Genomic DNA, 17,556 nt, shown 5'->3' with positions numbered 1-17,556 from the left:
CAACAAAAAACCCCTTGATCGATGAAATCAAGGGGTTCTTGCAATGGCTGGCGGGCCGAGAACGACGAAACGCAGAACTGTGTCTACTCCATTCCCCTCCATGGCCCTCGCTGGAAGCAAACGGCACAAATCGGATCAATTTCTGCCTGTCCGGTTCTGGGTGCGGAGCTGTGAAAGCGGCCATTCAGGTAGTCGCTGCACTTCAACCGCAAAGCGCCCGCCCCACGCAATTCAGGGCTGCCCGTAGCAGACATCGAGTTCCAATCTGCCAGCGTTCTACTAGCGCCTAGCCGCAGTCGCCAGGCGACGGAAGATTGCGCTTGTAGAAAGTGCAGGATCAACCTTCAAAATCTGATCCAACGCATCGGTAAGATCGTGAGGAATGACAGCCCCCTCCGACGTGCCCACCGTCAGATCAAGTAGCTTCAGAAGAGCCTGAGCCTTCGTCTCGTCATTGATGATCGCGAGCTTCTTTGCTCCGCCTTCATCGCCATAAAGGCCGTAGTTAAGCATCGACCAGCACTCGAACGGAACGAGAAAGCGCGCGATCGTGTCCACAGCTTCGGCGAATGCCTCGCCGGAGGTCGCAGGAAGATCAGCGAGCGCTCCGCCGACCCCAGGCGTCGCCAGCGACCGTTCCTGTGGCCACACCTTACGAAGAAACGGCGCGGCGGCAGCTCGGAAAAGGTCATCTCGCGTGCTGCCGAACTCATCGGGCGGCGGCTCCTTTGAAAGGTCTCGGACAAACATTTGGATAACATTCGCCGCTGATGCGCGCACTTCATCGTCGAGCGTTCGTAGCATTTGCTCAATACGCCGGTTGGGGACCGCAGGCTGGCGGCCTTCGCGAAAAGCATGAAGTGATTCAATCACGAGACTGAAAACGAGCCGGCGGCGCGTTTCCCGGCCCAGTCTGCGATCGTTGGCGCGTTCGGTCATCGCCGAGCCGATGATTTCCAAGACTTTGTTGAAGTGCGTGCGTCTTGCAACCGCTCGCCACAGCGCCAACGCGTCATCATCATCCTTGAGCAACGGCGTGACGAGATGCTCCTGTGCCCAATCGGGATCAACGTAAAGAAAATCAGGCAGATACTCGATTAAACGGTATCGCACGAGCAATCCGCTCCGACCATCGGTCGCGATCGAGGTGTCCCGCATCTGGCGCAACCCACTCCCGTCATGAAATGGTTTCTGCGGACCTACGTGTGTTCGCCAAGCGGCAAAGAAAAAGCCTGTAAGCTTGCCAGCAGGGGCATTTAGCGCCGCGCTTCCGTGCCGATCATTTTCATTATCTTTTGCGTCAACAACAACCGTCAATTCTTCATCGCTGTTCTCTTCAGGCGTACGGTTGGTCGCTTCTACGGCGATAGGCCAAAGACGAAGCCAGATCGGCAAGGCAAGCGGCAGCTTAACGGCGTGCTTTTCCCAGGCATCCAGCCAAGCACAAATACCCTCAATCGCACTTGAAAGCGTTACGTCGGATAGTTGGTTCAACAGGCCGAGCACCCTTCCAGCCTCTCCGATTCGGTTCGTATCCTTCGCGTCCTGGCCGTCCTGTGGGCGTGGCCTATGAGCCCAGCCAAAGCGGTTCCAGACTTTCGGAAAGTCGTCGCCACCGTTGTTCGTCGTCTCGAAATCGGCAAGTACCCTCTCGGCACTGCCCTGCTGGTTGATCCAATCATTTGCACGTTCCGCCGGATCATCGTCCCAGCTACCGCGACTAGCTGCCAGTGCAGCTTCGAGCGTTTGAAGACGTGAAACGCCTTGAAGATCATCAAACCGGCTATCGGGTTTCGGAGAGCTCCACCCCGCAGTGGCGCCCTCGGGGAAGCCCGTATCGATTGTCATTTTCGGTAAGTCGGCAAACTGCTGTTGCCGCACATGCAGCCAGTTCTTCGTACCGGTCGGCAGCGTACCGCCTGCGACCTCAATTCGTCTCAACTCGCGAGCAGCTTGGTACAGTCGCGCGTTTGCGATTTTCGCCCTATCGGCCTTCTTCGGCCAGTGATTGCGCGGAGGCCCCTTTCGGAGACGGGTCGTGATCTGAGTTTGCGACGAGCGGTCAAACTCATCGAACCGAACGGCGCGAAGTTCGGCAATCTCTGGAAACGAGTGCAAGTTCCAGAACCACCGATCTTCAAGTGACTTCAGAAACGATGCGACGACGTCAGGAGTGACGAGGTCGCTGCTACGGGACATTGCGGACCAAAGGCGGACAAAGACTGAAGACCCGTCCACTTGCCATCGTCGAACGAACGATTGGGCCGCGACTAGTTGAATTTCCGCAACTCGCGTCACAACGGCATGCAGCAACTTCACTGACGGCGCAATGCCACGATGGTAAGCATCCGGTTCGCCATCCTCCCCGCCCCGTCCCGTCGGTTGTGTGTAATAAACTCGATTGATCAACCCTAGACGGAGGAACGATTGCGACTCGTCCCAACCCAACCGACGCGCAATATCGAGTCCCCGACTGACGGCTGCTTCCAATGCATTGGCCAGTGAAATCAGGAAAGCAACGTCGTCAAGCTTCGCGAGTTTGAGCACATTCAGATCAATCAGTTCGCCGCTCGTTAGGCTAGCGGACAGGATGTGCTCAACCGTCTTCGGCTTGCGCGGCTTTTTGATGTAGCTCCAACGCCACACATCAATTGGCTCCACTTTGAGTCGAGGTGCAACGACGTCAACAATGGCGGCGACCACCGCGCCAGACCTATCGCCCGCAAGTAGCCGCCTCTGAATGCTGTAAATGGCAGTTCCGTCGCATGCTTCGGAATGAGGCGCTGACCAGCTTTCTTCGATCAGCCGCCATGCGGAGGCCCATGGCTCTACAAGATCGCGCGCACGTGGACCGGTCAATAACTCCTCGACCGCGGTGCGCTCGACCCGCTGGCCTGGCTCGAGCTTCAGCGCCCAGTCGACGGTTCCTTGCTCAGCAAGACGTTTGTCCAGAAAGGCTATTATCGTTCGGAACGTGTCACGGTCTTGCGAATCAAGATAAGCCCAAGGCCGGATCATAACTTCCGTCCCCGCTCGGCTTCAGCACAAACCTTTACAACTGCATCGAGCCAACCGATCTCTGCTTTTGCGTCTGAAACCAGCGCGGAAAGACGTACGCGTTCACTTGCGTTGCTTCTCCGGAAGAAATGGTCGAAGAGGTCGCGGTCAGATTCCTTAGCCGCAGACCGCGAAAGTTTCACAGTCCTCCGCAGTTCGGCATCGATTTTTTCCTTTTTTCCATTAATCGCAGACAAAGCCGCCCATTGTTCGAGGGTTGCTCTTAGCGCAGTGTGACCGTTTGTTGAGTCGTAGTGGACCGGCGTTATACCGCGTCCATTCCAGTCCGCGAGAGCGACCGCGTCAGGCGAGGTTGTGCCGAAAAAGGCGAAACGCTCTTTCAAGTCGTCGAAGCGGTTGCCGTCCGCCGCGACCGCGTTCAGGAGATAGCGCATTGGCGGATCGTTAGCGCTATAACCAACAAGCACCAGATGATACAGGCGTGCAGCATCGTAAATAAAATCCGGAACAACGCGGCGACGCAGATAGAATTCGCCAAAATCCTGGTCTGACAGAACAAGCTCAGATGTTCTCGCTGGACTCTTGTCGAGTGCCCCATGGATATGGAGCACGCCAGAGAACTCAGAACTCCGCGATGGCCTTGGGATCGAACCAAGAGAATAGGTTTCAACGGGCGACCGAAGGCGTTGGGCAGCGACTTGAAGCAGGAGATCGAAGTTTGTTGTCACAATGGTTTTGGCTCCGCCGCGGTCGGCAAGGGCTATGAGCGCCCTGTGGATCGGGGCTGGGCTTGCTGCGCCTGAACGCAGAATCGTCGCGACTGTCCGCCTAACTTGGCTATCGCCACGAGTCTGATCGTCTAGTCGGCGCTCGAGCATGCCGAGGACTACGTCATAGTCCCCTTGGATAAATCGCCTAACTTCAGCAGTTTGCCGATCGGTCAGGCCAGCACAATTGGTCAGCCACTGGTTGCAAGCCCTAGCTGGCAATTCCATCAAGACGCTGTGCGTCGACGTATCGAGTGTGGCGTAGACGTCAAGGACAAGCTGACGAAAACCCGGCAGCCCCGCAGGCTGGGATACGCCTGCGCCGCAAATAAACAATACCTCCCCTCGTGCATGAGCCAAAAGGAGCCGCTCCGGGATTGCGGAGAGCCCTGGGCCCAGTTGAACAACTCTATCTTCAATGGCGGTGTTAGCAGCCATAGCCTTTAAACCTTAAGATCTCGAATCGTTTTCTTCATTTTATTGTCCGGTTTCCCGGTTGAACAACGAACTGCGACCCGTTCCCTTCCGGCCCGATCGCTCCAATAGCGAGGTAATTTTTTAAGAATGGCAGGTCTCGGGTCGCGGCAAAATTGGACAAAGCGGATGCAATGGGATCGGAAGCTGCCGTTTCGGCTCTCAAGATATATTGGGCTGTAGCGTAGAGTCGGCAGTTTTTCTTGCCAATTGGTCGGGCGGTGATCGGCGGCACTATCGCATTAGAGAGGGCAATCGGCGGTGTTTGGCGGGACGTGCGAGATAGCGATGAGCACTACGTCTACACTATTTCCCTCCATAGCCCTCCAGAATAGGCAGGTTGCGAAATAGCGGCCATTCACCGAATGGCCGTCAATATCTATTAGGTTGCTCGTTCCTAACGGCCATGACATCTCTTGTACTTTACACCGCTACCACACGGGCAGATCATTTCGCCCCGGCTTCCTAATTTTCACAGGAGGGATGATATTTTCGCCTGATTGAGATTCACCGCCTACGTGCGGGTTGAGCCATTCGGGCCGCGTCCTCGTAAATGTGAACGTTTTCTTCCGTTCGCTCTTTAGGTACATGGACCACGAAGGACTGCGCCCGGTGATAGGTTCCGTCGGCATTAACCTCTGAAACAATGCCGATGGCGTTAGAAGCCTTGACGGCCAACCCGACTGCACTGGCCTCGTTATTCACCTTGGCCCAATCAATTTGGTGGTCTTTTTGTTGGAGCCAAACGAAGAGCGGACTACCGTCCCCAGCCAAGATAGAATAACGAGCGGGATGCTGGTTGGGGGTTTTGTGCTGGTCGGGCAGCACCTTGGCTAGATTACTCCGGCCTTCGCCATCAAAGTCACGGATATGGCTCTCCGCCGAAAGCCACCCGCGTACTCGAGTAGCATCGAGCGCCTCAAGTAGCTTCAGCCCCTCCTCCGGGAGGTCCTGCCTCCGAAGCGGTCGGCTTTCCCAGTCTCCCCCTCGAAGCTTCTGTCGACGATGTCGCTCATGCCGTCCCAGACAAGCATGTTCGCCTTGCCGCCCTTCAGCTGCTCGGCAATGGCCTGATTGAAACGGTTCTTCTTCAGGTACGCGCCTAGGTGGTCGAACTCGCCAAAGAGATGAACGTGGCGCATCCCTGCCACAGCCTGCCGTACCTCCATGTAGTGGACGAACTCACCGGGTTGGGCAGAAGACGCTTGAGCACAAATAGGTCGTCGATGGACAACGAAACAAAGGCATGCCTTCCAAGCATGCGGCTCAACTTGCGTCAGTTCCTTTCAGTATGTGGAAAAGGGCGAGAACAACTCGACCGTCAGCCCGATCGGCACCATCACGCGGTAGTCGGAGCGGCGGGCACGGCTGCACTCTTCGTATTTTCCTTCCGACAAGTGGTAGAGCGGCACGTCATTCGCCGAATTCAGATAATTAAAGAAGCGCTCACATTGCTTGTAGGCTTTGAATACCAACTCCTGAACGGACTGGGCGTGGCGGCCGAAATCAAGTGCTGGCGATGCGATGATCACAGCCTCGTACGTTTTGGTCACAACCGGCCGAAGAAGGCACGCTGAAAACAAAAACGCCACCTGGCGGGGTGGCGTTAAGTGCTTGATTTACAAGCAAGACTGGCGGAGAGGGTGGGATTCGAACCCACGGTACGGGGTTACCGTACGCCTGATTTCGAGTCGAACGTGCGCAGCTCGCACTCAGAATCTACGCGGGGAATAATCGTGCGTAGGATGCGATATCTGCACCGAATGCACCCAGTGCGCCAATATTTCCCCCACCACTCAGGCGCGCTTTTTTGTGCCCATTTTCCCGATAGCCTCGGCCAATCTATCCTGCTCCAGATGGGCATATCGCTTGGTACTACGGGGGTCCTTGTGCCCGAGAATCGTTCCCACGGTGTAAAGGTCCACAGAGTTGTTGATCAGTTCGCTGGCTGTTCCGTGCCGGATATCGTGAAACCGGATGTGCTCGAGCCCAGCCTTGGCGCGTGACGCCCTCGCCCACTTCTGCACTGTGCTCTTCGCGCATTCGGGCGGCCAATGCCCGACGTGGCGGTCGATATAGCGGGCCAGCTTCGGATGCATCGGCACACGGCGCACCATGTCACCATTCTTCGTGTCATAGACCACCAGAGCTTCATCCTCGATCTGGGAGCGCAGGACTTCGCCCAACCGCATGCCGGTGTAAAACGCCGCCACCTGCGTGGCCCGCGCTCCCGGGTTCCGGCAGTGCCGCATCATGCGCAGCATCTGGTGGACCTTCGGATACACGTGACGCTCGTTGCGCACCACAGGCACCTGCACACGTTCGCCTGGGTCGTGCTCCCCTAGCCCGTGCTTCTTCCAGGCCCAGCGCCCAGCGGCACGCACGAGAGAGATTTCGTATTTGATGCTGGCTGGCGCCTTTTCCTGCTTCGATATCTCTGCCGCAATTTCAGGCAGCTCGTCCAAATAGCGGCCGTGATAGTAGCCGTATAAAGACGCCAGAACCCGGGCGGCTTCCTTGTGAGTCTTCAGGTGCGTCTTGTCCTGCAGGTACAGTTCAATGGCACGCTCTACCGTCGGGCGATCACGCGCAATTCCGGTCGCGACGGCGTAGAGGCGTGCCGACTCTTTCCTGTCGTAGGCGTCAGCTTCGGTTCGAGTCCAAGCTTTCGGAAGGCGGCTACGAGCCCGGATCCGCTGGCCCTCAATGGTGCGGTCGAACTCAAAGATAAATTGACCGCGAGTTTTGTCTCTGTGGATCGACATGATTGCTTGTATTCCAGGACATCGGACTCTTCAAAGGACACCCGCCGCCCAATGCGCACGCACGGGATCGGCCCAGCGGGCGCGGCCAGCTCGTACACTTTCCGGGCGCTGACGCCCAGGATCTTGGCGGCCGCATCGGCGGAAATCATAGCTCGCTTCCTCCCTCCGTCTTGCTTGCAGGGGCGGGGCCGCCCGGAGGCGTGAACTCGTGGTCGTAGGGCGCAGCATCGGCATGCGCCCCGTGCGGCGGCCTGTGTACTGCGGAATCTTTCGGCCAGCCGCAGACGATGCAGCAGATCCGGTTCTTTTTGCGGGGCACGGCAGGTTTGCCGGTCCATGGGTAGAGGCGGCTCATCACTCCCCCTTCTCGGTTGCAAGGGTGCTGGCGCTGGGACGCTTCATGCCTCGGATAGCGTCGGCAGCCGTGGCGCGGATGTTCTCGTAGGCATATTCCAGCGCCTCTTCGAAGTCGAGCCCGTACTTCTCGGCGGATTTGCGCAGTTGCGTCGGCGTTTCGTAGCCCTTGGCGATCAGCTTCAGCGCGTCGTACATGCGTTGCTCGCGCTCCAGTCTCTTGTCAGCCATGCTCACCTCCCTTTGCAGGGGTGCTGCGGGCGGCGACAGCCTCGTACACCTGATCGAATTGTTCGACACCGATGGGGTGCATCTTTTCCCTCGAAGCGATGAACTTGCGAGCGTGCCGCATTTCGACCTCGATTCGATCCAGTAGGTCATCGGCTGTGCTGGCGTAGTTGAACGCGATATCCGCGTGCTCGCCGCACCGCCGGCAACGCAGCGTGGCGCCGCTGGGTCGCACATCGCCCTGCGGGGAAGGGGCGCGGCTCGCGCGGTCGGCCTGGAGGACGGCGAGTTCGATGGCTCGACCGGTTTCGATATCGGGTATCCCGAAATCCATCAACTGGCGATCCGTGAGAACGGGCTTGATATCGTCGTCGCTCATTGGGCGGTCTCCATCGAAGGTTTCCATGGCATCAGTGGGGTGCTGTAAGCCAGCATGAGCGGGTGCTTCGGATCTCCGCTCTTTGTCAGGCCGAGGTGCATCACAGGCTTACCGCTGTTCAGCAGCATGGCCAGAAGCCGGTCGACGTCATCGTGCAGAACATGCGGCACCTTGCCGCGATCTCCCCAGCACGGCACTAGCACGTCGGCCTCGGCCACGATGCTTTCGAGATGACGCAGGTTGTCGGCGTAGGCTTGCGTGGACAGCAGCCGTCGCTTGATCTTCCGAACATCGGTTGCGCGCAACGGCGAGACGTTTCCCACGATGAATCGACTCCCACCCCATGTCTTGACGAACCCTGTCCATTTGCGGACGGTGGCGTCGTCGTCACGGGCATCGGCTGTGCTCGGGTTGATCCCGAAGAAGGCATAGACCGGGCCTACCATGCCCACACTGCGCTCCAGGCGGTAGCGGTACAGGCCGCAGGGACTGATGATGGCGCTCATCGGGCGATTCCCTCAATCTTGCCGGTCAGTTTGATCATGAATCCGTCGTAGTCGATCAGGCCAAGGGCCGCGAACTGCTCCAGGAGGAACTGGGCCGCGGTCAACGTCCACTCGGGGACCCAGTTGCGCACGGCAACCCGGCACTCCCCGTCAGGGTCACCGACGTACACGGGCACAATGCCAAGGAACAGCCCGTAGTGCGTGAACTGCTCGCGGATGGTTTCGCGCGGGATTCGCTGGAAGATCGCCATCACTCGCCCCCTTCCCGCAGGGGCGCTGCAAGATACTCGGCAGCAGCGTCACGCTGCCGCGCGGCCTCATCTGCGCCATCGGCCAGGAACGGCGGTTTTAGCCCCCTCCTGATGATGTCGGCCGCGCAAAGCGGAATGACCACGAGGGCCATGATGGCAACAACTATTGCGGCGGTGGTCATGAGCCACCCCCTTCCCGCAGGGGCGAGCTCGCAACGGTGGCTGCCTTCGCATGATTTTCGGTTTGATAGATTCGGCCTCGGCAGTACGCCCGGCGAGCCCATAGCGGCCATCCCAGCGTAGCTGCGCGCAGATACGGCAGGCCCAGCGATTCATGCCGGCGCCCCAGCGCCTCGAAATAGCGTTTCCCGGCGAGCGGTTTAGTCATGATCGCTCCCGGTGGTGCGCTGCATGTCAGAATTGATCGCAGCCCGTTCGTCGTTTAATGGCACAGGCGAGTCAGACCAGCGGCCGCATTTACAGCATCGCCAGTTGATGCGACCGCTTGAATCTCGCTCGATCGTTCCGCCACCGTGAAACAAGTCACAGATGAAGGTGCGAAGCCATTTCATGTTGTGCCCCTATCGGTGGTGCGCTTAATGTCGGCATCGACGGCGGCGTCGCAGAACTCGGCCACTTCGCCCGGCTCCGGCCAACCCCGGATGGCTGCTGGCAGGTTGATCGCGTGCATTGCGCACGTCCCATCCCCGTTCCCGGTCAGACAGAGTTTGCGGCGCATGTAGCGCCACCGCGCCGCATCCAGCGCATCCCCATTGGCGGTCGGTGCCTGGGCAGCCTCCAGGTATTGCAGTGCCTCCGTCATCGTTGACCGGCTGAACGCGGTATTCATCGTGTCCGTAGCGTGGTAGCGCAGGCGCTCTAGCAGGTGAGTCGGTACCTGGGCGCACACCTTGCAAACTACGCGCCTCTTGTGCCCCATGAATGTCTGCCCGCAGTCCGTGCACTTGCATTGGTAGTTACCGTTCTCGTGTCCGGCGTCCTCTATCCAGTCTCGGGGTGAACCGGCTGCCCGTGCCGGGGCGGCAACGGGGGCGGTATCGAGGAACCCCAGTGCTCGGCGTCGCCCGCTGTCGATGTCTGCGGGGGATTCGGTCAGGTAGTGGCCCCGCTCGGGCGTGTCGGGCCAATCGACGAACCACGCCACCGGCTCTGCGCTCGCGGCCGGTGCCTGCCCGTAGCCCCGTCGTATATCCCGAACCATCTGAGCAGCGCGCTCCCGATCCTCGTCAGGTGCATTGCTCTCTAGGACGCGTTGTATGTATTTCAGATCGCTATCATTCATGGCTCTCTCCTTGGGTGGTGCGGCCTATAGCGACGCGGACGAAGCGCATTACCTCCTCATCAGAAGCCCCAGCCATTCCCAAGCGTGCGCATCCGAGAAAGATGGCGTCGCTTATCTGCGGCACGGCTGGCGCAGCCTGGGCTGCATGTTCAGGCGGCTCGACGCCTGCCTCCGTCACGATGCTCTCGATGTTGCCGAACTGATCCTCGTCCAGCAGGTCAGCAAGGCGCGCCATGATTTTCTGCATGGCGCGGCGCAGGCGATGGTTCTCCACGTCTAGGTGCTCGACCTGACTGGCGGCATCCTCTCCTACCTGCGGCGCTGCCTGTACGGCAGGGGCGGCTTTCAGCGCGGCATTGGCATCGCGCAGCACGTCGCGCACGGTTGCGCCCGTCGTCCAGATCGGGTCGCCGTCCTCGTCCCTGGTGCTGCACATCTGCTGGTCGCAATGGAACAGCTCGACGTAGAGGCGCCGGGCCAGCTCGCGCCAATCGAACGGCGCGGCAGGGGCTGCCAGGGCGGCGCTGGCTTGCTTCGTAGCCGCAGCCATCCTTGCGGGCATATGGAAATGGCTGGTAGTCACATCCAGAAGCTCGCGTAGCGCAGACCTCAGCGCTTCGCGGGTCACGTCATTCGCCATGGCTGTTCCCCTTGAGAGCGCGGATGCGGCCAGCAGCCTCGCGAGTGATGTTTCCCCACAAGCTGTCGGGCACCCAGGAGCGACCGGTGCGGTCGTGTTGCTCAACTGCTGCCGCCGCTTCCTCCAGCACCGCCTTGCGGATCACCTGGGCGTCGGCCGGCTCCGTTGCATCGGCAGGCTGCTCACCCCGCAGGACTTCGGCCGGGATATGGATCTGCCGCCCGTCAATCTCGACGTAGGCCCCGACGCCGTGCGCAATCGCATCGCGGAGAACAGCATCTGCGGATACCGTTGCAGTGGCAGGTTGAGCGCGCACGTATTCGATGTCGGTGTTGTTCACCCGGTCTGGGCACCAGGTCACCTCCGCCAACGTGCCGAACGGGGTATTCGCGGGTGCACCTTCGCCGATCACCAGGAATATGCGATCGGGGGCGCCCACTGGCGCAGCACTCTGCCCGCTGGGCGGTTGCTTCTTCCCCGCGAGCCAGAACACCGCACACAGCGCGCTTTCAGCCCGGCCCCATATGTCATGCTCGCGCGCCAGGCGCTCGAACGCCAGGTCGTCGTAGGGGTCGCCTGCGCGGATGTTTTCGGGTGCGCCGCCGGCGTACGGCCGCGCCTCGGCCTCGCTGGTCTCGATGGGCGGATCGTTGAATTGATCGTCACATGCTGTCGTGGACATGCTCTAACTCCTGCTGCGCCTGCCGTATCGCGGCGCGCCATTGGGCAGCCGGCCACTTGCTGGCCAGCCTGCTGATTTCGGGATCCTGCGCGGCCAGCACGCGTCGGGCGTCGGCCAGGCAGGCGGCGGGGATGTAGATGTCAGGCACGCGCTTCTGCCCTCTTCATCGCCTTGAGTACCTGCATCGACGCATACAGCCGCGTCACGTCCAGCTTGCCGATCAGACCATCAATGGCGTTCACCCCGGCGCGGATCCTCTCCAGCAGCTCGGGTGCAGGCACCTGGCCGGCCGCCACAGCATCCTGAGCCGCGATCAGCGCGCCCGCACCATCCGAGATAACCGCTGCTACATCCGACCGCCGCGCATCGTTGCGCAGGTCCACCTGCAGCAGGTTGAACACCTCGGCCAGAGCATCGAACGCCTCAATGCTGGGCGCCGTCTCCAGGCCGCACAGGGCCAGGTGGGCGACCATGCCGAACTCGTCGCGCAGCTTGGCCATCACGGGCAGCTTGCCGACCGGACGCGTGCGGTGGGGGATGAAGGGAGGGCGGGGCATATCAGTTCTCGGTCTCATCGAACATCGAGCCCTGCGGATCCACCGGCGGCGTGACTGTGATGTCGATCTCGCCGCCTAGTACCTCATACAGCCGCGCGATCTGGTCCGCCGTCGGCGCGCACTTGACCCGGAACGTGATGTTGACGCTGCCGCCCTCCAGCAGCTCGGCGGTAAATCCATCAACGTCTACCGTCTCCAGCTCGATATCCGACGCGCCCCCTACCCCGAAGCCGATCACGACATTGGCGCCCGTGATGGTGTGCTTCAGGCGCAGCGTCTCGATCAGGTTGCCGAAGCGGCGCACGGTCAAGGCGTCGGGGTCGGGCTTGAAGATCTCTTCCTGGTCGGCGGGCGTGTCGGCCGGCTTGTACATGGACGAGCGCAGCACCGGGTGGAACTCGGACAGGATGCCGTTGCCGGCGGTGAACGTGATCTTCAGGTCGGCCGCGCCATGGTCCTCGTCGCCATGTTTTTCGGCACGGACGTTCAGATGGGCCAATGTCGCGGTCTGCTGCTGGATGGAGAACATAGTGGCTCCGTGGTGGTTGATCGTTGCCCGTAGCGCAGGGCCAGCGGCCGAGTACCCGTCGGCGTGGGGTGATGGCTGCGTACGCTTGCGACGTTCGGCTTGCGGGCCTATCGCTTCACACCCTCGCCAGGGCCGGGGCTGATTACCCGAGTGCTTGGAACCATCAGTGCAGCGCACCGTTGCTTTGGGCTACCTTTCGGCGTTACCGCGGCGGGACGGCTCTCCCCGATGCGCTGCATTGATGGCCCCGGCATTGCCCGGCCGGGACGGGTGGAGATGGACAGCCGCGGGAATGCCTCCGTTGGTTGTGCGGCTGCCCTGGGGGAAATCAGAGCGCCAGGCGCTGGCCGATGTCATCGACCTGGCGGCGCAGATCGCGCGCGCGGCGGATGAAGTCCTGCAGGCCCTCCACGATGGGCGGTTCGCTCGCAACCGCCTGCATGCCACCGATTCCGCTGGGCGCCGGCGGCACAGATCGCAGGGCCGGTGACGCGGCGTCGCGCAGGCGGCCGATGGATCCTTCGAGGGCGTCGAGTTCCTGGCCCAGCTCAGGCAACAGGCTCATGACGGTGACGGAAGGACGCGGCACATTGGGAACGCCCAACTGCGCCGGATAGGCTTGCATTTGTTGGTCAGCAGACATGCTCATTGCTCCTGTGGTGAATAAAAGAACGCGCGGCGAAGTTGGGGGAGGATGGAGTTAAAGAGCGAGGCCGCGCGCCGTGAAACCTACGCTGCGGCCTGCTGGGCCTGCCAATCCTTGATGGCGAAGTACACGTCGATGCAGCCCTGCACGTCGGCCATCGCGCTGTGCGCGTTCACCAGCGGGCGCTCGAGGAAGAACTGGTGCGCCTCGCCTAGGTTCGGCGTCTTGGGATGGTGGCGGCCGGCGGCGACCATCTTGGGTGTGGGCGGCAGCTTCATGATGGGCGTGGCCAGGGTGGCGGTGCATTCGGCCGAGGCGCTCTTCCAGTCCTCCAGGTACGGGGGCAGGTGCCGATGCAGGGCGATCCGCACGATGCGCCGGTCGAATTGTTCGTTGTGAGCTACCAGCTGACGCTGGCCGCCCCACATTTCCAGCAGCATGATGACCGCGTCTTCTTCGGGCACGCCCACGTCGCTGGCCATTTCGGTCGTGATGCCGTGGATGGCGGCCACCTCGTCGGGGATCGTCCAGCCATCAGGCCGCACGATCACGTCGATGCTGGCCACTACCGCCCGGGACTGCAGGTCCACCAGCGCGGCAGCCAGCTGCACGATGTGGGGCTGCCTGGGGTCCTCGGACGGCTCGCGGAACAGCGGCAGGCCGGTGGTTTCGGTGTCGTAGAACAGAGCGTGCATGATGTCTCCAGGGTTCAAGCGGCCCGCCGCTCAATGCGCTCGATCAGGGCCTTCAACTCGATTTCGAACTGCAACAGGGCCGCCAGCAGCGTCTGGCAATACGCCTCGTCTCGCGGGATCCGCTGCACGTAGAGCCGGTAGGGCTCGCGCTGGCGAGGGTCATAGCTGATGAAGTCCCACCAGGCGCGGCCGGTCACCAGCAGGTTTCCCTGCACCTGCGGCATGTGCTCGGCAGGCATGCCATCCAGCAACGTCTGGATGTGGACGGTTTCGTCGTGTGGGCATTTGCACTCGAGGCCCCCCTCGTCGCCGATCAGGCTGTCCGGCGATGCACCGATGAACGGATACGAGGGGTGCGTGAAGAATCCGCCCGGGCGCACGACGTTGCCGGTCTCGACCTCGTAGGCCGCGACGGCATGCGGCTCTGCCTCGATGCCCCACTCCAGCGCCTTGGCGCTGATGCCCTTCGTCGGCACGCCGGCCAGGCGCTCGAACGCCTTGCGGCGCAGCAGGCGGCCGCGTGCCTCCGTCGGCTTGCCGTCCCGCTTGACCGCCACCACGTCGATGAAGTCGGACGCGGTGATGCGGCCGGAGCGGGCGGCATACCATTCGTCGGTGCGCTGCTCGATCATTGCTGGGCGCCTTGTTCGCCGCCGGCGGCCTGGGCTTCGTGCTGCGCTTCCTCGGCCGCGATGGCGCGGTCATCGTCCGCGTTCTGCGCGATGTTCTTCAGCCGCTTGAGCTCTTCCTCGCCGATGGCCTTGCGGTCTTCCTTGGTCAGGGTGCCCCACACCTCGCCGAGCAGCTTGAGGCCCTTCATGCGCGCAACCTCTTCCAGGTCCACGATGAGCTGCTTCTGGTGCTCGTTCAGCTCGGGGGCCGCAGCCGCCTGCGCCTGGGCCAGCTGCGTGGGCGTGGCGTTGCGCTGGGGCGTGATATCGACCTCGCGGGGAATGTCCATGATCTCTTCGGCCACCGGAATGCCCTTGAGCACGTCGGGAAACACGTCACGCAGGGCAAAGGCGCGGGCGCGCATCTGGCGCATGCGGGCCGGGTACTGCGTCCAGGGACCACCCTTGCCCACCAGGCCGGCGATGCGCGCATCCTCAACCGAGAACGTGCGCACCTGCTCGGGCTCGCCGCGGCGCTTCACGCGGCAATAGGCCACGGTGCCGTCGTCTTCCTCGACCACGTATTCGCAGATAGGGGACGAGCGCACCAGCGCGATCAGGGCATCACCCCACAGCGCCGGCCGTCCGTTGATGACGGCGATGTTCTGCATGGCCTGCATGGGCTTGAGGCCGATTTCCAGGCCCCACTGGATGGCGATCAGGCAGTTACCCGGCTTGCCCTTGAAGTCCTTGGGTACCAGGTCGCTGTCGGACATGAACTTGGCCAGTTCCATCGCCTGGTCCAGGCTCTTGGGCGACAGGTCGAAGGTGGCCACCGCAGTCTGCGTGATGGTGGCGGTCAGTTCGTTGGACATGCGGATCTCCTGCCCGGCGCGGCCGGGCGATGTGGTTAAACGGTGGCGGGTTCGGGCTGCGTGGCGGCGGCGATGGCAGCGTCGCGGGCATTGCGGGCGCACTCGAGTTCGTCGGCATCGCCTGATGCCTCGGCGTGCCGCCAGTCCAGCAGCGCGTCCAGCATGGCCCTAGAGGCGCGATGCAAACGGTCCTGCTCGGCCTCGCGCTCGCGGCGCTCCGCCTCTTCCCGTTCGCGTTTCTGGCGGGCCTCTTCCAGCGCGGCGCGGGCGCGGGCTTCTTCCTCGGCCTGGATGCGGCGCTGCTCAGCCTCGGCAGCCTCCCGCTTCTGGCGCTCGAACGCCTCGCGCTCCTCGTCCAGCTTGCGCTGCGCGGCTTCCTGTTCGGCCTTGGCACGGGCCGCGGCCTCGGCCTGGCGCTGTTCAGCCGCGCGGCGTTCCGCGGCCAGGGCTTCGCGCTCGGCCTGCAGCTTCGCTTCCTCGGCGGCCCGGGCCTGCGCCGCCGCTTTCTCTTCGGCCTCGCGCTGCTCGCGCGCGGCGCGGTCGCGTTCGGCCTGCTCGGCGCGCAGGCGCTCGAGTTCCGCGCGTTCGGCGGCCAGGCGTTCGGCTTCGGCCTTGCGTTCAGCCTCGAGGCGCGCGGCCTCGGCTTCCCGCTCCTCGGCCTGGGCCTTCATGTCGGCCAGACGCCTGCGGGTCTCGTCCAGGGCCAGCTGCGCCTCGCCGGTGCGGTCGCCGAAGATCTCCAGCGATACCTCGGTGCCCCATAGAGCGAGGTCGCTGATGATTTGCGCGATGTATGTGGACGGCTGGCCAGCGGCCTCGGCCACGGTCTGGCGAATGCCCGAAATCTTGCGCGTCAGTTCCTCCTGCCGGCGCACCTCGGCCAGGCGCTTGGCCTCCTTCTCGGCCTCGATGGCCGCCTCGCGGGCCTTGATCTGCGCCTCGATGGGATCGGCCAGCTTGCGCAGCGCCGTATCGATTTCCTTGGCATCGCCGTCGATGCGTTTGGCGAACTCCAACGCCGGCGCCTTCAACTGCTTGCGCAGCTTCTCGGTGGCGTATACCGGCTCCAGGATCTCGCGCCGGGCGGCCTTGGCCGCCTCCAGCCCCTTCGTCGTCTCGACGTCGAACTGCACACCCTGGTACTTCTGCGTCAGCTCGGCGATGGCGGCTTTGTAAGGCTTGTAGGCGACCAAAAATCGCTCGGGGTCGAGGACTTCGACGGTGGTGGCTTCGTTGGGGGTATTCATGCCCGGAACTCCGCATTAACCACACCTTCGTCGGTTCCGCGTGCTTGATTCACCATGCGAGCGCGGCGCGCGTCGTGCTCTTCCGGGGTCAGCATGGAGAACCGGCCAGTTCCCAACCGGGGATGCGTGATTTCCACCAGCTGGCCGAGCATTTCCTCCCACGTCAGTTCAGGGCAGAGTCGCCCGCCCTCTTCAACCTGGTACGTGTTGCGCTCCGAATCGAAGCGAATGGTTATCGAACGAATCACATTGCACCTATAGGGTTGTCGAAGACCGGGCGCGCGATGGCCTGGCCGTCGGGGTTAGCGAAAACGCAGAAGCGGGCGCCGTCACGGCGCTTGGCGACCAGGGCATGCCGGCCGCATTGGATGGCCGCGATCTTGTCGGCGCGGGCCTCGTCGGCGTACAGGTTCTCGGCGTCGGTGCGGCCGAGGTGCATGCCGTACAGAAGGACGGCGGCAGGAGCAGCCGCGACCAGCAGGATGGCGAGGGCTTTCATTCGCTGCGCTCCAGGCCCAGGGCGTCTTCGATGTCGCACACCAGTTCCTCTGGCTCGGTCCGGGGCCAGTCGCCGATGATTGCGAGGTTGAGCGTGTCGCGGGCGCGCAGCAGGAGCGCGCGCAGGCGCGCGATTTCGACGGTTGGGTCAGCCATGGCGCCGCCCTCCTGCGAACGTCTTGCCGCCCTCGCCGTCCTGGGCGGCCTGCCAGTTAATCTCGGCAGCCAGGCGCACATTGCCCCGCACAAACTCGCGGAATGCCGCGCCCAGCGACACATCAGGCTCGCCCGCCACCGTCATGCGGTACAGCTCGCACAACAGCCGCTGAAGCGGCGTATCGTCCGGCGCCATCACAACATCGATCATCAGCGCCTCGGCAGCGCGGCGGACGTGCGCATCCTCGGCGGCCGTACCGTCGGTCAGCAGCGCGTGCTCGATGGTGTGACGCTGGCAGGCCAGCCAAGTGCGGCGTTCGGCGATCTGGCGCGCCTGGTCGGCCGCGGTCATGGGGTTGGTGGTGGCGAGCATGG

At 62.3% G+C, this 17,556-nt stretch carries 27 protein-coding genes and 1 pseudogene; all 28 read right to left on the bottom strand.

Going from position 1 to position 17,556, the window contains the following annotated elements:
• Nucleotides 1-279 precede the first annotated feature (279 nt).
• Nucleotides 280-3,018, bottom strand: a complete 2,739-nt coding sequence (locus tag WKR98_RS13550) for a hypothetical protein (RefSeq protein ID WP_341433654.1) — start codon at nucleotides 3,016-3,018, stop codon at nucleotides 280-282.
• Entirely contained in the window at nucleotides 3,015-4,223 is a 1,209-nt protein-coding gene (locus tag WKR98_RS13545; protein ID WP_341433652.1) for an SIR2 family protein, read from the bottom strand. Before WKR98_RS13545 ends, WKR98_RS13550 begins: the two co-directional genes overlap by 4 nt.
• A gap of 433 nt (nucleotides 4,224-4,656) precedes the next feature.
• The gene (locus WKR98_RS13540) at nucleotides 4,657-4,710 is read right to left on the bottom strand and encodes an SEC-C metal-binding domain-containing protein (RefSeq protein WP_341433869.1); all 54 of its coding nucleotides are present in this window, start codon (nucleotides 4,708-4,710) and stop codon (nucleotides 4,657-4,659) included.
• Nucleotides 4,711-4,766: 56 nt separating this feature from the next.
• A complete protein-coding gene (locus WKR98_RS13535; RefSeq protein WP_341433650.1) occupies nucleotides 4,767-5,087 on the bottom strand; it encodes a hypothetical protein in 321 nt (106 codons plus the stop codon).
• Nucleotides 5,088-5,188: 101 nt separating this feature from the next.
• The gene (locus tag WKR98_RS13530) at nucleotides 5,189-5,428 is read right to left on the bottom strand and encodes a hypothetical protein (protein ID WP_341433648.1); all 240 of its coding nucleotides are present in this window, start codon (nucleotides 5,426-5,428) and stop codon (nucleotides 5,189-5,191) included.
• A gap of 117 nt (nucleotides 5,429-5,545) precedes the next feature.
• Entirely contained in the window at nucleotides 5,546-5,791 is a 246-nt protein-coding gene (locus WKR98_RS13525; protein ID WP_341433646.1) for a hypothetical protein, read from the bottom strand.
• Nucleotides 5,792-6,055: 264 nt separating this feature from the next.
• Nucleotides 6,056-7,024 (bottom strand): tyrosine-type recombinase/integrase, encoded by a 969-nt coding sequence (locus WKR98_RS13520; protein WP_341433644.1) that lies wholly within the window; start codon nucleotides 7,022-7,024, stop codon nucleotides 6,056-6,058.
• Between the two features lie 56 nt (nucleotides 7,025-7,080).
• A pseudogene (locus tag WKR98_RS29260) lies at nucleotides 7,081-7,173 on the bottom strand (hypothetical protein); the annotation flags it as partial.
• 205 nt (nucleotides 7,174-7,378) lie between these two features.
• On the bottom strand, nucleotides 7,379-7,609 hold the full coding sequence (locus WKR98_RS13515) for a hypothetical protein (protein ID WP_341433642.1): 231 nt from the start codon (nucleotides 7,607-7,609) through the stop codon (nucleotides 7,379-7,381).
• A complete protein-coding gene (locus WKR98_RS13510; protein ID WP_341433640.1) occupies nucleotides 7,602-7,985 on the bottom strand; it encodes a hypothetical protein in 384 nt (127 codons plus the stop codon). Before WKR98_RS13510 ends, WKR98_RS13515 begins: the two co-directional genes overlap by 8 nt.
• Entirely contained in the window at nucleotides 7,982-8,491 is a 510-nt protein-coding gene (locus WKR98_RS13505; RefSeq protein WP_341433638.1) for a DUF1643 domain-containing protein, read from the bottom strand. The genes WKR98_RS13510 and WKR98_RS13505 overlap by 4 nt, the downstream gene beginning before the upstream one ends.
• Nucleotides 8,488-8,742, bottom strand: coding sequence for a hypothetical protein (locus tag WKR98_RS13500; RefSeq protein ID WP_341433635.1), 255 nt, complete (start codon nucleotides 8,740-8,742; stop codon nucleotides 8,488-8,490). Before WKR98_RS13500 ends, WKR98_RS13505 begins: the two co-directional genes overlap by 4 nt.
• Nucleotides 8,742-8,924 carry a hypothetical protein gene (locus tag WKR98_RS13495; protein ID WP_341433634.1) on the bottom strand — a complete coding sequence of 61 codons (183 nt, stop codon included), beginning with the start codon at nucleotides 8,922-8,924 and terminating at the stop codon, nucleotides 8,742-8,744. The genes WKR98_RS13500 and WKR98_RS13495 overlap by 1 nt, the downstream gene beginning before the upstream one ends.
• 386 nt (nucleotides 8,925-9,310) lie before the next feature.
• The gene (locus WKR98_RS13490; protein ID WP_341433632.1) at nucleotides 9,311-10,045 is read right to left on the bottom strand and encodes a hypothetical protein; all 735 of its coding nucleotides are present in this window, start codon (nucleotides 10,043-10,045) and stop codon (nucleotides 9,311-9,313) included.
• Nucleotides 10,038-10,685, bottom strand: a complete 648-nt coding sequence (locus WKR98_RS13485; RefSeq protein WP_341433630.1) for a hypothetical protein — start codon at nucleotides 10,683-10,685, stop codon at nucleotides 10,038-10,040. The genes WKR98_RS13490 and WKR98_RS13485 overlap by 8 nt, the downstream gene beginning before the upstream one ends.
• The gene (locus WKR98_RS13480) at nucleotides 10,675-11,367 is read right to left on the bottom strand and encodes a hypothetical protein (RefSeq protein WP_341433628.1); all 693 of its coding nucleotides are present in this window, start codon (nucleotides 11,365-11,367) and stop codon (nucleotides 10,675-10,677) included. The genes WKR98_RS13485 and WKR98_RS13480 overlap by 11 nt, the downstream gene beginning before the upstream one ends.
• The gene (locus WKR98_RS13475) at nucleotides 11,348-11,515 is read right to left on the bottom strand and encodes a hypothetical protein (protein WP_341433626.1); all 168 of its coding nucleotides are present in this window, start codon (nucleotides 11,513-11,515) and stop codon (nucleotides 11,348-11,350) included. Before WKR98_RS13475 ends, WKR98_RS13480 begins: the two co-directional genes overlap by 20 nt.
• Entirely contained in the window at nucleotides 11,508-11,924 is a 417-nt protein-coding gene (locus tag WKR98_RS13470; protein ID WP_341433624.1) for a hypothetical protein, read from the bottom strand. The genes WKR98_RS13475 and WKR98_RS13470 overlap by 8 nt, the downstream gene beginning before the upstream one ends.
• 1 nt (nucleotide 11,925) lies before the next feature.
• Nucleotides 11,926-12,453, bottom strand: coding sequence for a hypothetical protein (locus WKR98_RS13465; RefSeq protein WP_341433622.1), 528 nt, complete (start codon nucleotides 12,451-12,453; stop codon nucleotides 11,926-11,928).
• 328 nt (nucleotides 12,454-12,781) lie between these two features.
• Nucleotides 12,782-13,096 (bottom strand): hypothetical protein, encoded by a 315-nt coding sequence (locus WKR98_RS13460; RefSeq protein ID WP_341433621.1) that lies wholly within the window; start codon nucleotides 13,094-13,096, stop codon nucleotides 12,782-12,784.
• An 86-nt stretch (nucleotides 13,097-13,182) separates the two neighbouring features.
• Complete coding sequence (locus tag WKR98_RS13455) at nucleotides 13,183-13,794, bottom strand: 3'-5' exonuclease (protein WP_341433620.1); 612 nt, start codon at nucleotides 13,792-13,794, stop codon at nucleotides 13,183-13,185.
• A 14-nt stretch (nucleotides 13,795-13,808) separates the two neighbouring features.
• Nucleotides 13,809-14,426, bottom strand: coding sequence for a lambda exonuclease family protein (locus WKR98_RS13450; protein WP_341433618.1), 618 nt, complete (start codon nucleotides 14,424-14,426; stop codon nucleotides 13,809-13,811).
• The gene (locus WKR98_RS13445; protein WP_341433616.1) at nucleotides 14,423-15,280 is read right to left on the bottom strand and encodes a hypothetical protein; all 858 of its coding nucleotides are present in this window, start codon (nucleotides 15,278-15,280) and stop codon (nucleotides 14,423-14,425) included. The genes WKR98_RS13450 and WKR98_RS13445 overlap by 4 nt, the downstream gene beginning before the upstream one ends.
• 35 nt (nucleotides 15,281-15,315) lie before the next feature.
• On the bottom strand, nucleotides 15,316-16,527 hold the full coding sequence (locus tag WKR98_RS13440; RefSeq protein WP_341433614.1) for a hypothetical protein: 1,212 nt from the start codon (nucleotides 16,525-16,527) through the stop codon (nucleotides 15,316-15,318).
• Nucleotides 16,524-16,775, bottom strand: a complete 252-nt coding sequence (locus WKR98_RS13435) for a hypothetical protein (RefSeq protein ID WP_341433613.1) — start codon at nucleotides 16,773-16,775, stop codon at nucleotides 16,524-16,526. The genes WKR98_RS13440 and WKR98_RS13435 overlap by 4 nt, the downstream gene beginning before the upstream one ends.
• Complete coding sequence (locus tag WKR98_RS13430; RefSeq protein WP_341433610.1) at nucleotides 16,772-17,026, bottom strand: hypothetical protein; 255 nt, start codon at nucleotides 17,024-17,026, stop codon at nucleotides 16,772-16,774. Before WKR98_RS13430 ends, WKR98_RS13435 begins: the two co-directional genes overlap by 4 nt.
• On the bottom strand, nucleotides 17,023-17,181 hold the full coding sequence (locus WKR98_RS13425; protein WP_341433607.1) for a hypothetical protein: 159 nt from the start codon (nucleotides 17,179-17,181) through the stop codon (nucleotides 17,023-17,025). The genes WKR98_RS13430 and WKR98_RS13425 overlap by 4 nt, the downstream gene beginning before the upstream one ends.
• Nucleotides 17,174-17,554: a hypothetical protein gene (locus WKR98_RS13420; protein WP_341433605.1), complete on the bottom strand. Its 381-nt coding sequence runs from the start codon at nucleotides 17,552-17,554 to the stop codon at nucleotides 17,174-17,176. The genes WKR98_RS13425 and WKR98_RS13420 overlap by 8 nt, the downstream gene beginning before the upstream one ends.
• Between the last annotated feature and the right edge of the window lie 2 nt (nucleotides 17,555-17,556).

The organism is Pigmentiphaga sp. YJ18, from assembly GCF_038066655.1.
Taxonomy (GTDB): domain Bacteria; phylum Pseudomonadota; class Gammaproteobacteria; order Burkholderiales; family Burkholderiaceae_B; genus Pigmentiphaga.
The sequence above is the reverse complement of the archived record's forward strand: the minus strand, read 5'-3'. Positions and strand labels throughout refer to the sequence as shown.

Bases quoted from the DNA above. Each gene is read 5' to 3' on its own strand.
- WKR98_RS13550 (WP_341433654.1), bottom strand. From the start codon at position 3,018: ATGATCCGGCCTTGGGCTTATCTTGATTCGCAAGACCGTGACACGTTC.
- WKR98_RS13545 (WP_341433652.1), bottom strand. From the start codon at position 4,223: ATGGCTGCTAACACCGCCATTGAAGATAGAGTTGTTCAACTGGGCCCA.
- WKR98_RS13530 (WP_341433648.1), bottom strand. From the start codon at position 5,428: ATGGAGGTACGGCAGGCTGTGGCAGGGATGCGCCACGTTCATCTCTTT.
- WKR98_RS13520 (WP_341433644.1), bottom strand. From the start codon at position 7,024: ATGTCGATCCACAGAGACAAAACTCGCGGTCAATTTATCTTTGAGTTC.
- WKR98_RS13515 (WP_341433642.1), bottom strand. From the start codon at position 7,609: ATGGCTGACAAGAGACTGGAGCGCGAGCAACGCATGTACGACGCGCTG.
- WKR98_RS13510 (WP_341433640.1), bottom strand. From the start codon at position 7,985: ATGAGCGACGACGATATCAAGCCCGTTCTCACGGATCGCCAGTTGATG.
- WKR98_RS13505 (WP_341433638.1), bottom strand. From the start codon at position 8,491: ATGAGCGCCATCATCAGTCCCTGCGGCCTGTACCGCTACCGCCTGGAG.
- WKR98_RS13500 (WP_341433635.1), bottom strand. From the start codon at position 8,742: ATGGCGATCTTCCAGCGAATCCCGCGCGAAACCATCCGCGAGCAGTTC.
- WKR98_RS13495 (WP_341433634.1), bottom strand. From the start codon at position 8,924: ATGACCACCGCCGCAATAGTTGTTGCCATCATGGCCCTCGTGGTCATT.
- WKR98_RS13490 (WP_341433632.1), bottom strand. From the start codon at position 10,045: ATGAATGATAGCGATCTGAAATACATACAACGCGTCCTAGAGAGCAAT.
- WKR98_RS13485 (WP_341433630.1), bottom strand. From the start codon at position 10,685: ATGGCGAATGACGTGACCCGCGAAGCGCTGAGGTCTGCGCTACGCGAG.
- WKR98_RS13480 (WP_341433628.1), bottom strand. From the start codon at position 11,367: ATGTCCACGACAGCATGTGACGATCAATTCAACGATCCGCCCATCGAG.
- WKR98_RS13470 (WP_341433624.1), bottom strand. From the start codon at position 11,924: ATGCCCCGCCCTCCCTTCATCCCCCACCGCACGCGTCCGGTCGGCAAG.
- WKR98_RS13465 (WP_341433622.1), bottom strand. From the start codon at position 12,453: ATGTTCTCCATCCAGCAGCAGACCGCGACATTGGCCCATCTGAACGTC.
- WKR98_RS13460 (WP_341433621.1), bottom strand. From the start codon at position 13,096: ATGTCTGCTGACCAACAAATGCAAGCCTATCCGGCGCAGTTGGGCGTT.
- WKR98_RS13455 (WP_341433620.1), bottom strand. From the start codon at position 13,794: ATGCACGCTCTGTTCTACGACACCGAAACCACCGGCCTGCCGCTGTTC.
- WKR98_RS13450 (WP_341433618.1), bottom strand. From the start codon at position 14,426: ATGATCGAGCAGCGCACCGACGAATGGTATGCCGCCCGCTCCGGCCGC.
- WKR98_RS13445 (WP_341433616.1), bottom strand. From the start codon at position 15,280: ATGTCCAACGAACTGACCGCCACCATCACGCAGACTGCGGTGGCCACC.
- WKR98_RS13440 (WP_341433614.1), bottom strand. From the start codon at position 16,527: ATGAATACCCCCAACGAAGCCACCACCGTCGAAGTCCTCGACCCCGAG.
- WKR98_RS13430 (WP_341433610.1), bottom strand. From the start codon at position 17,026: ATGAAAGCCCTCGCCATCCTGCTGGTCGCGGCTGCTCCTGCCGCCGTC.
- WKR98_RS13425 (WP_341433607.1), bottom strand. From the start codon at position 17,181: ATGGCTGACCCAACCGTCGAAATCGCGCGCCTGCGCGCGCTCCTGCTG.
- WKR98_RS13420 (WP_341433605.1), bottom strand. From the start codon at position 17,554: ATGCTCGCCACCACCAACCCCATGACCGCGGCCGACCAGGCGCGCCAG.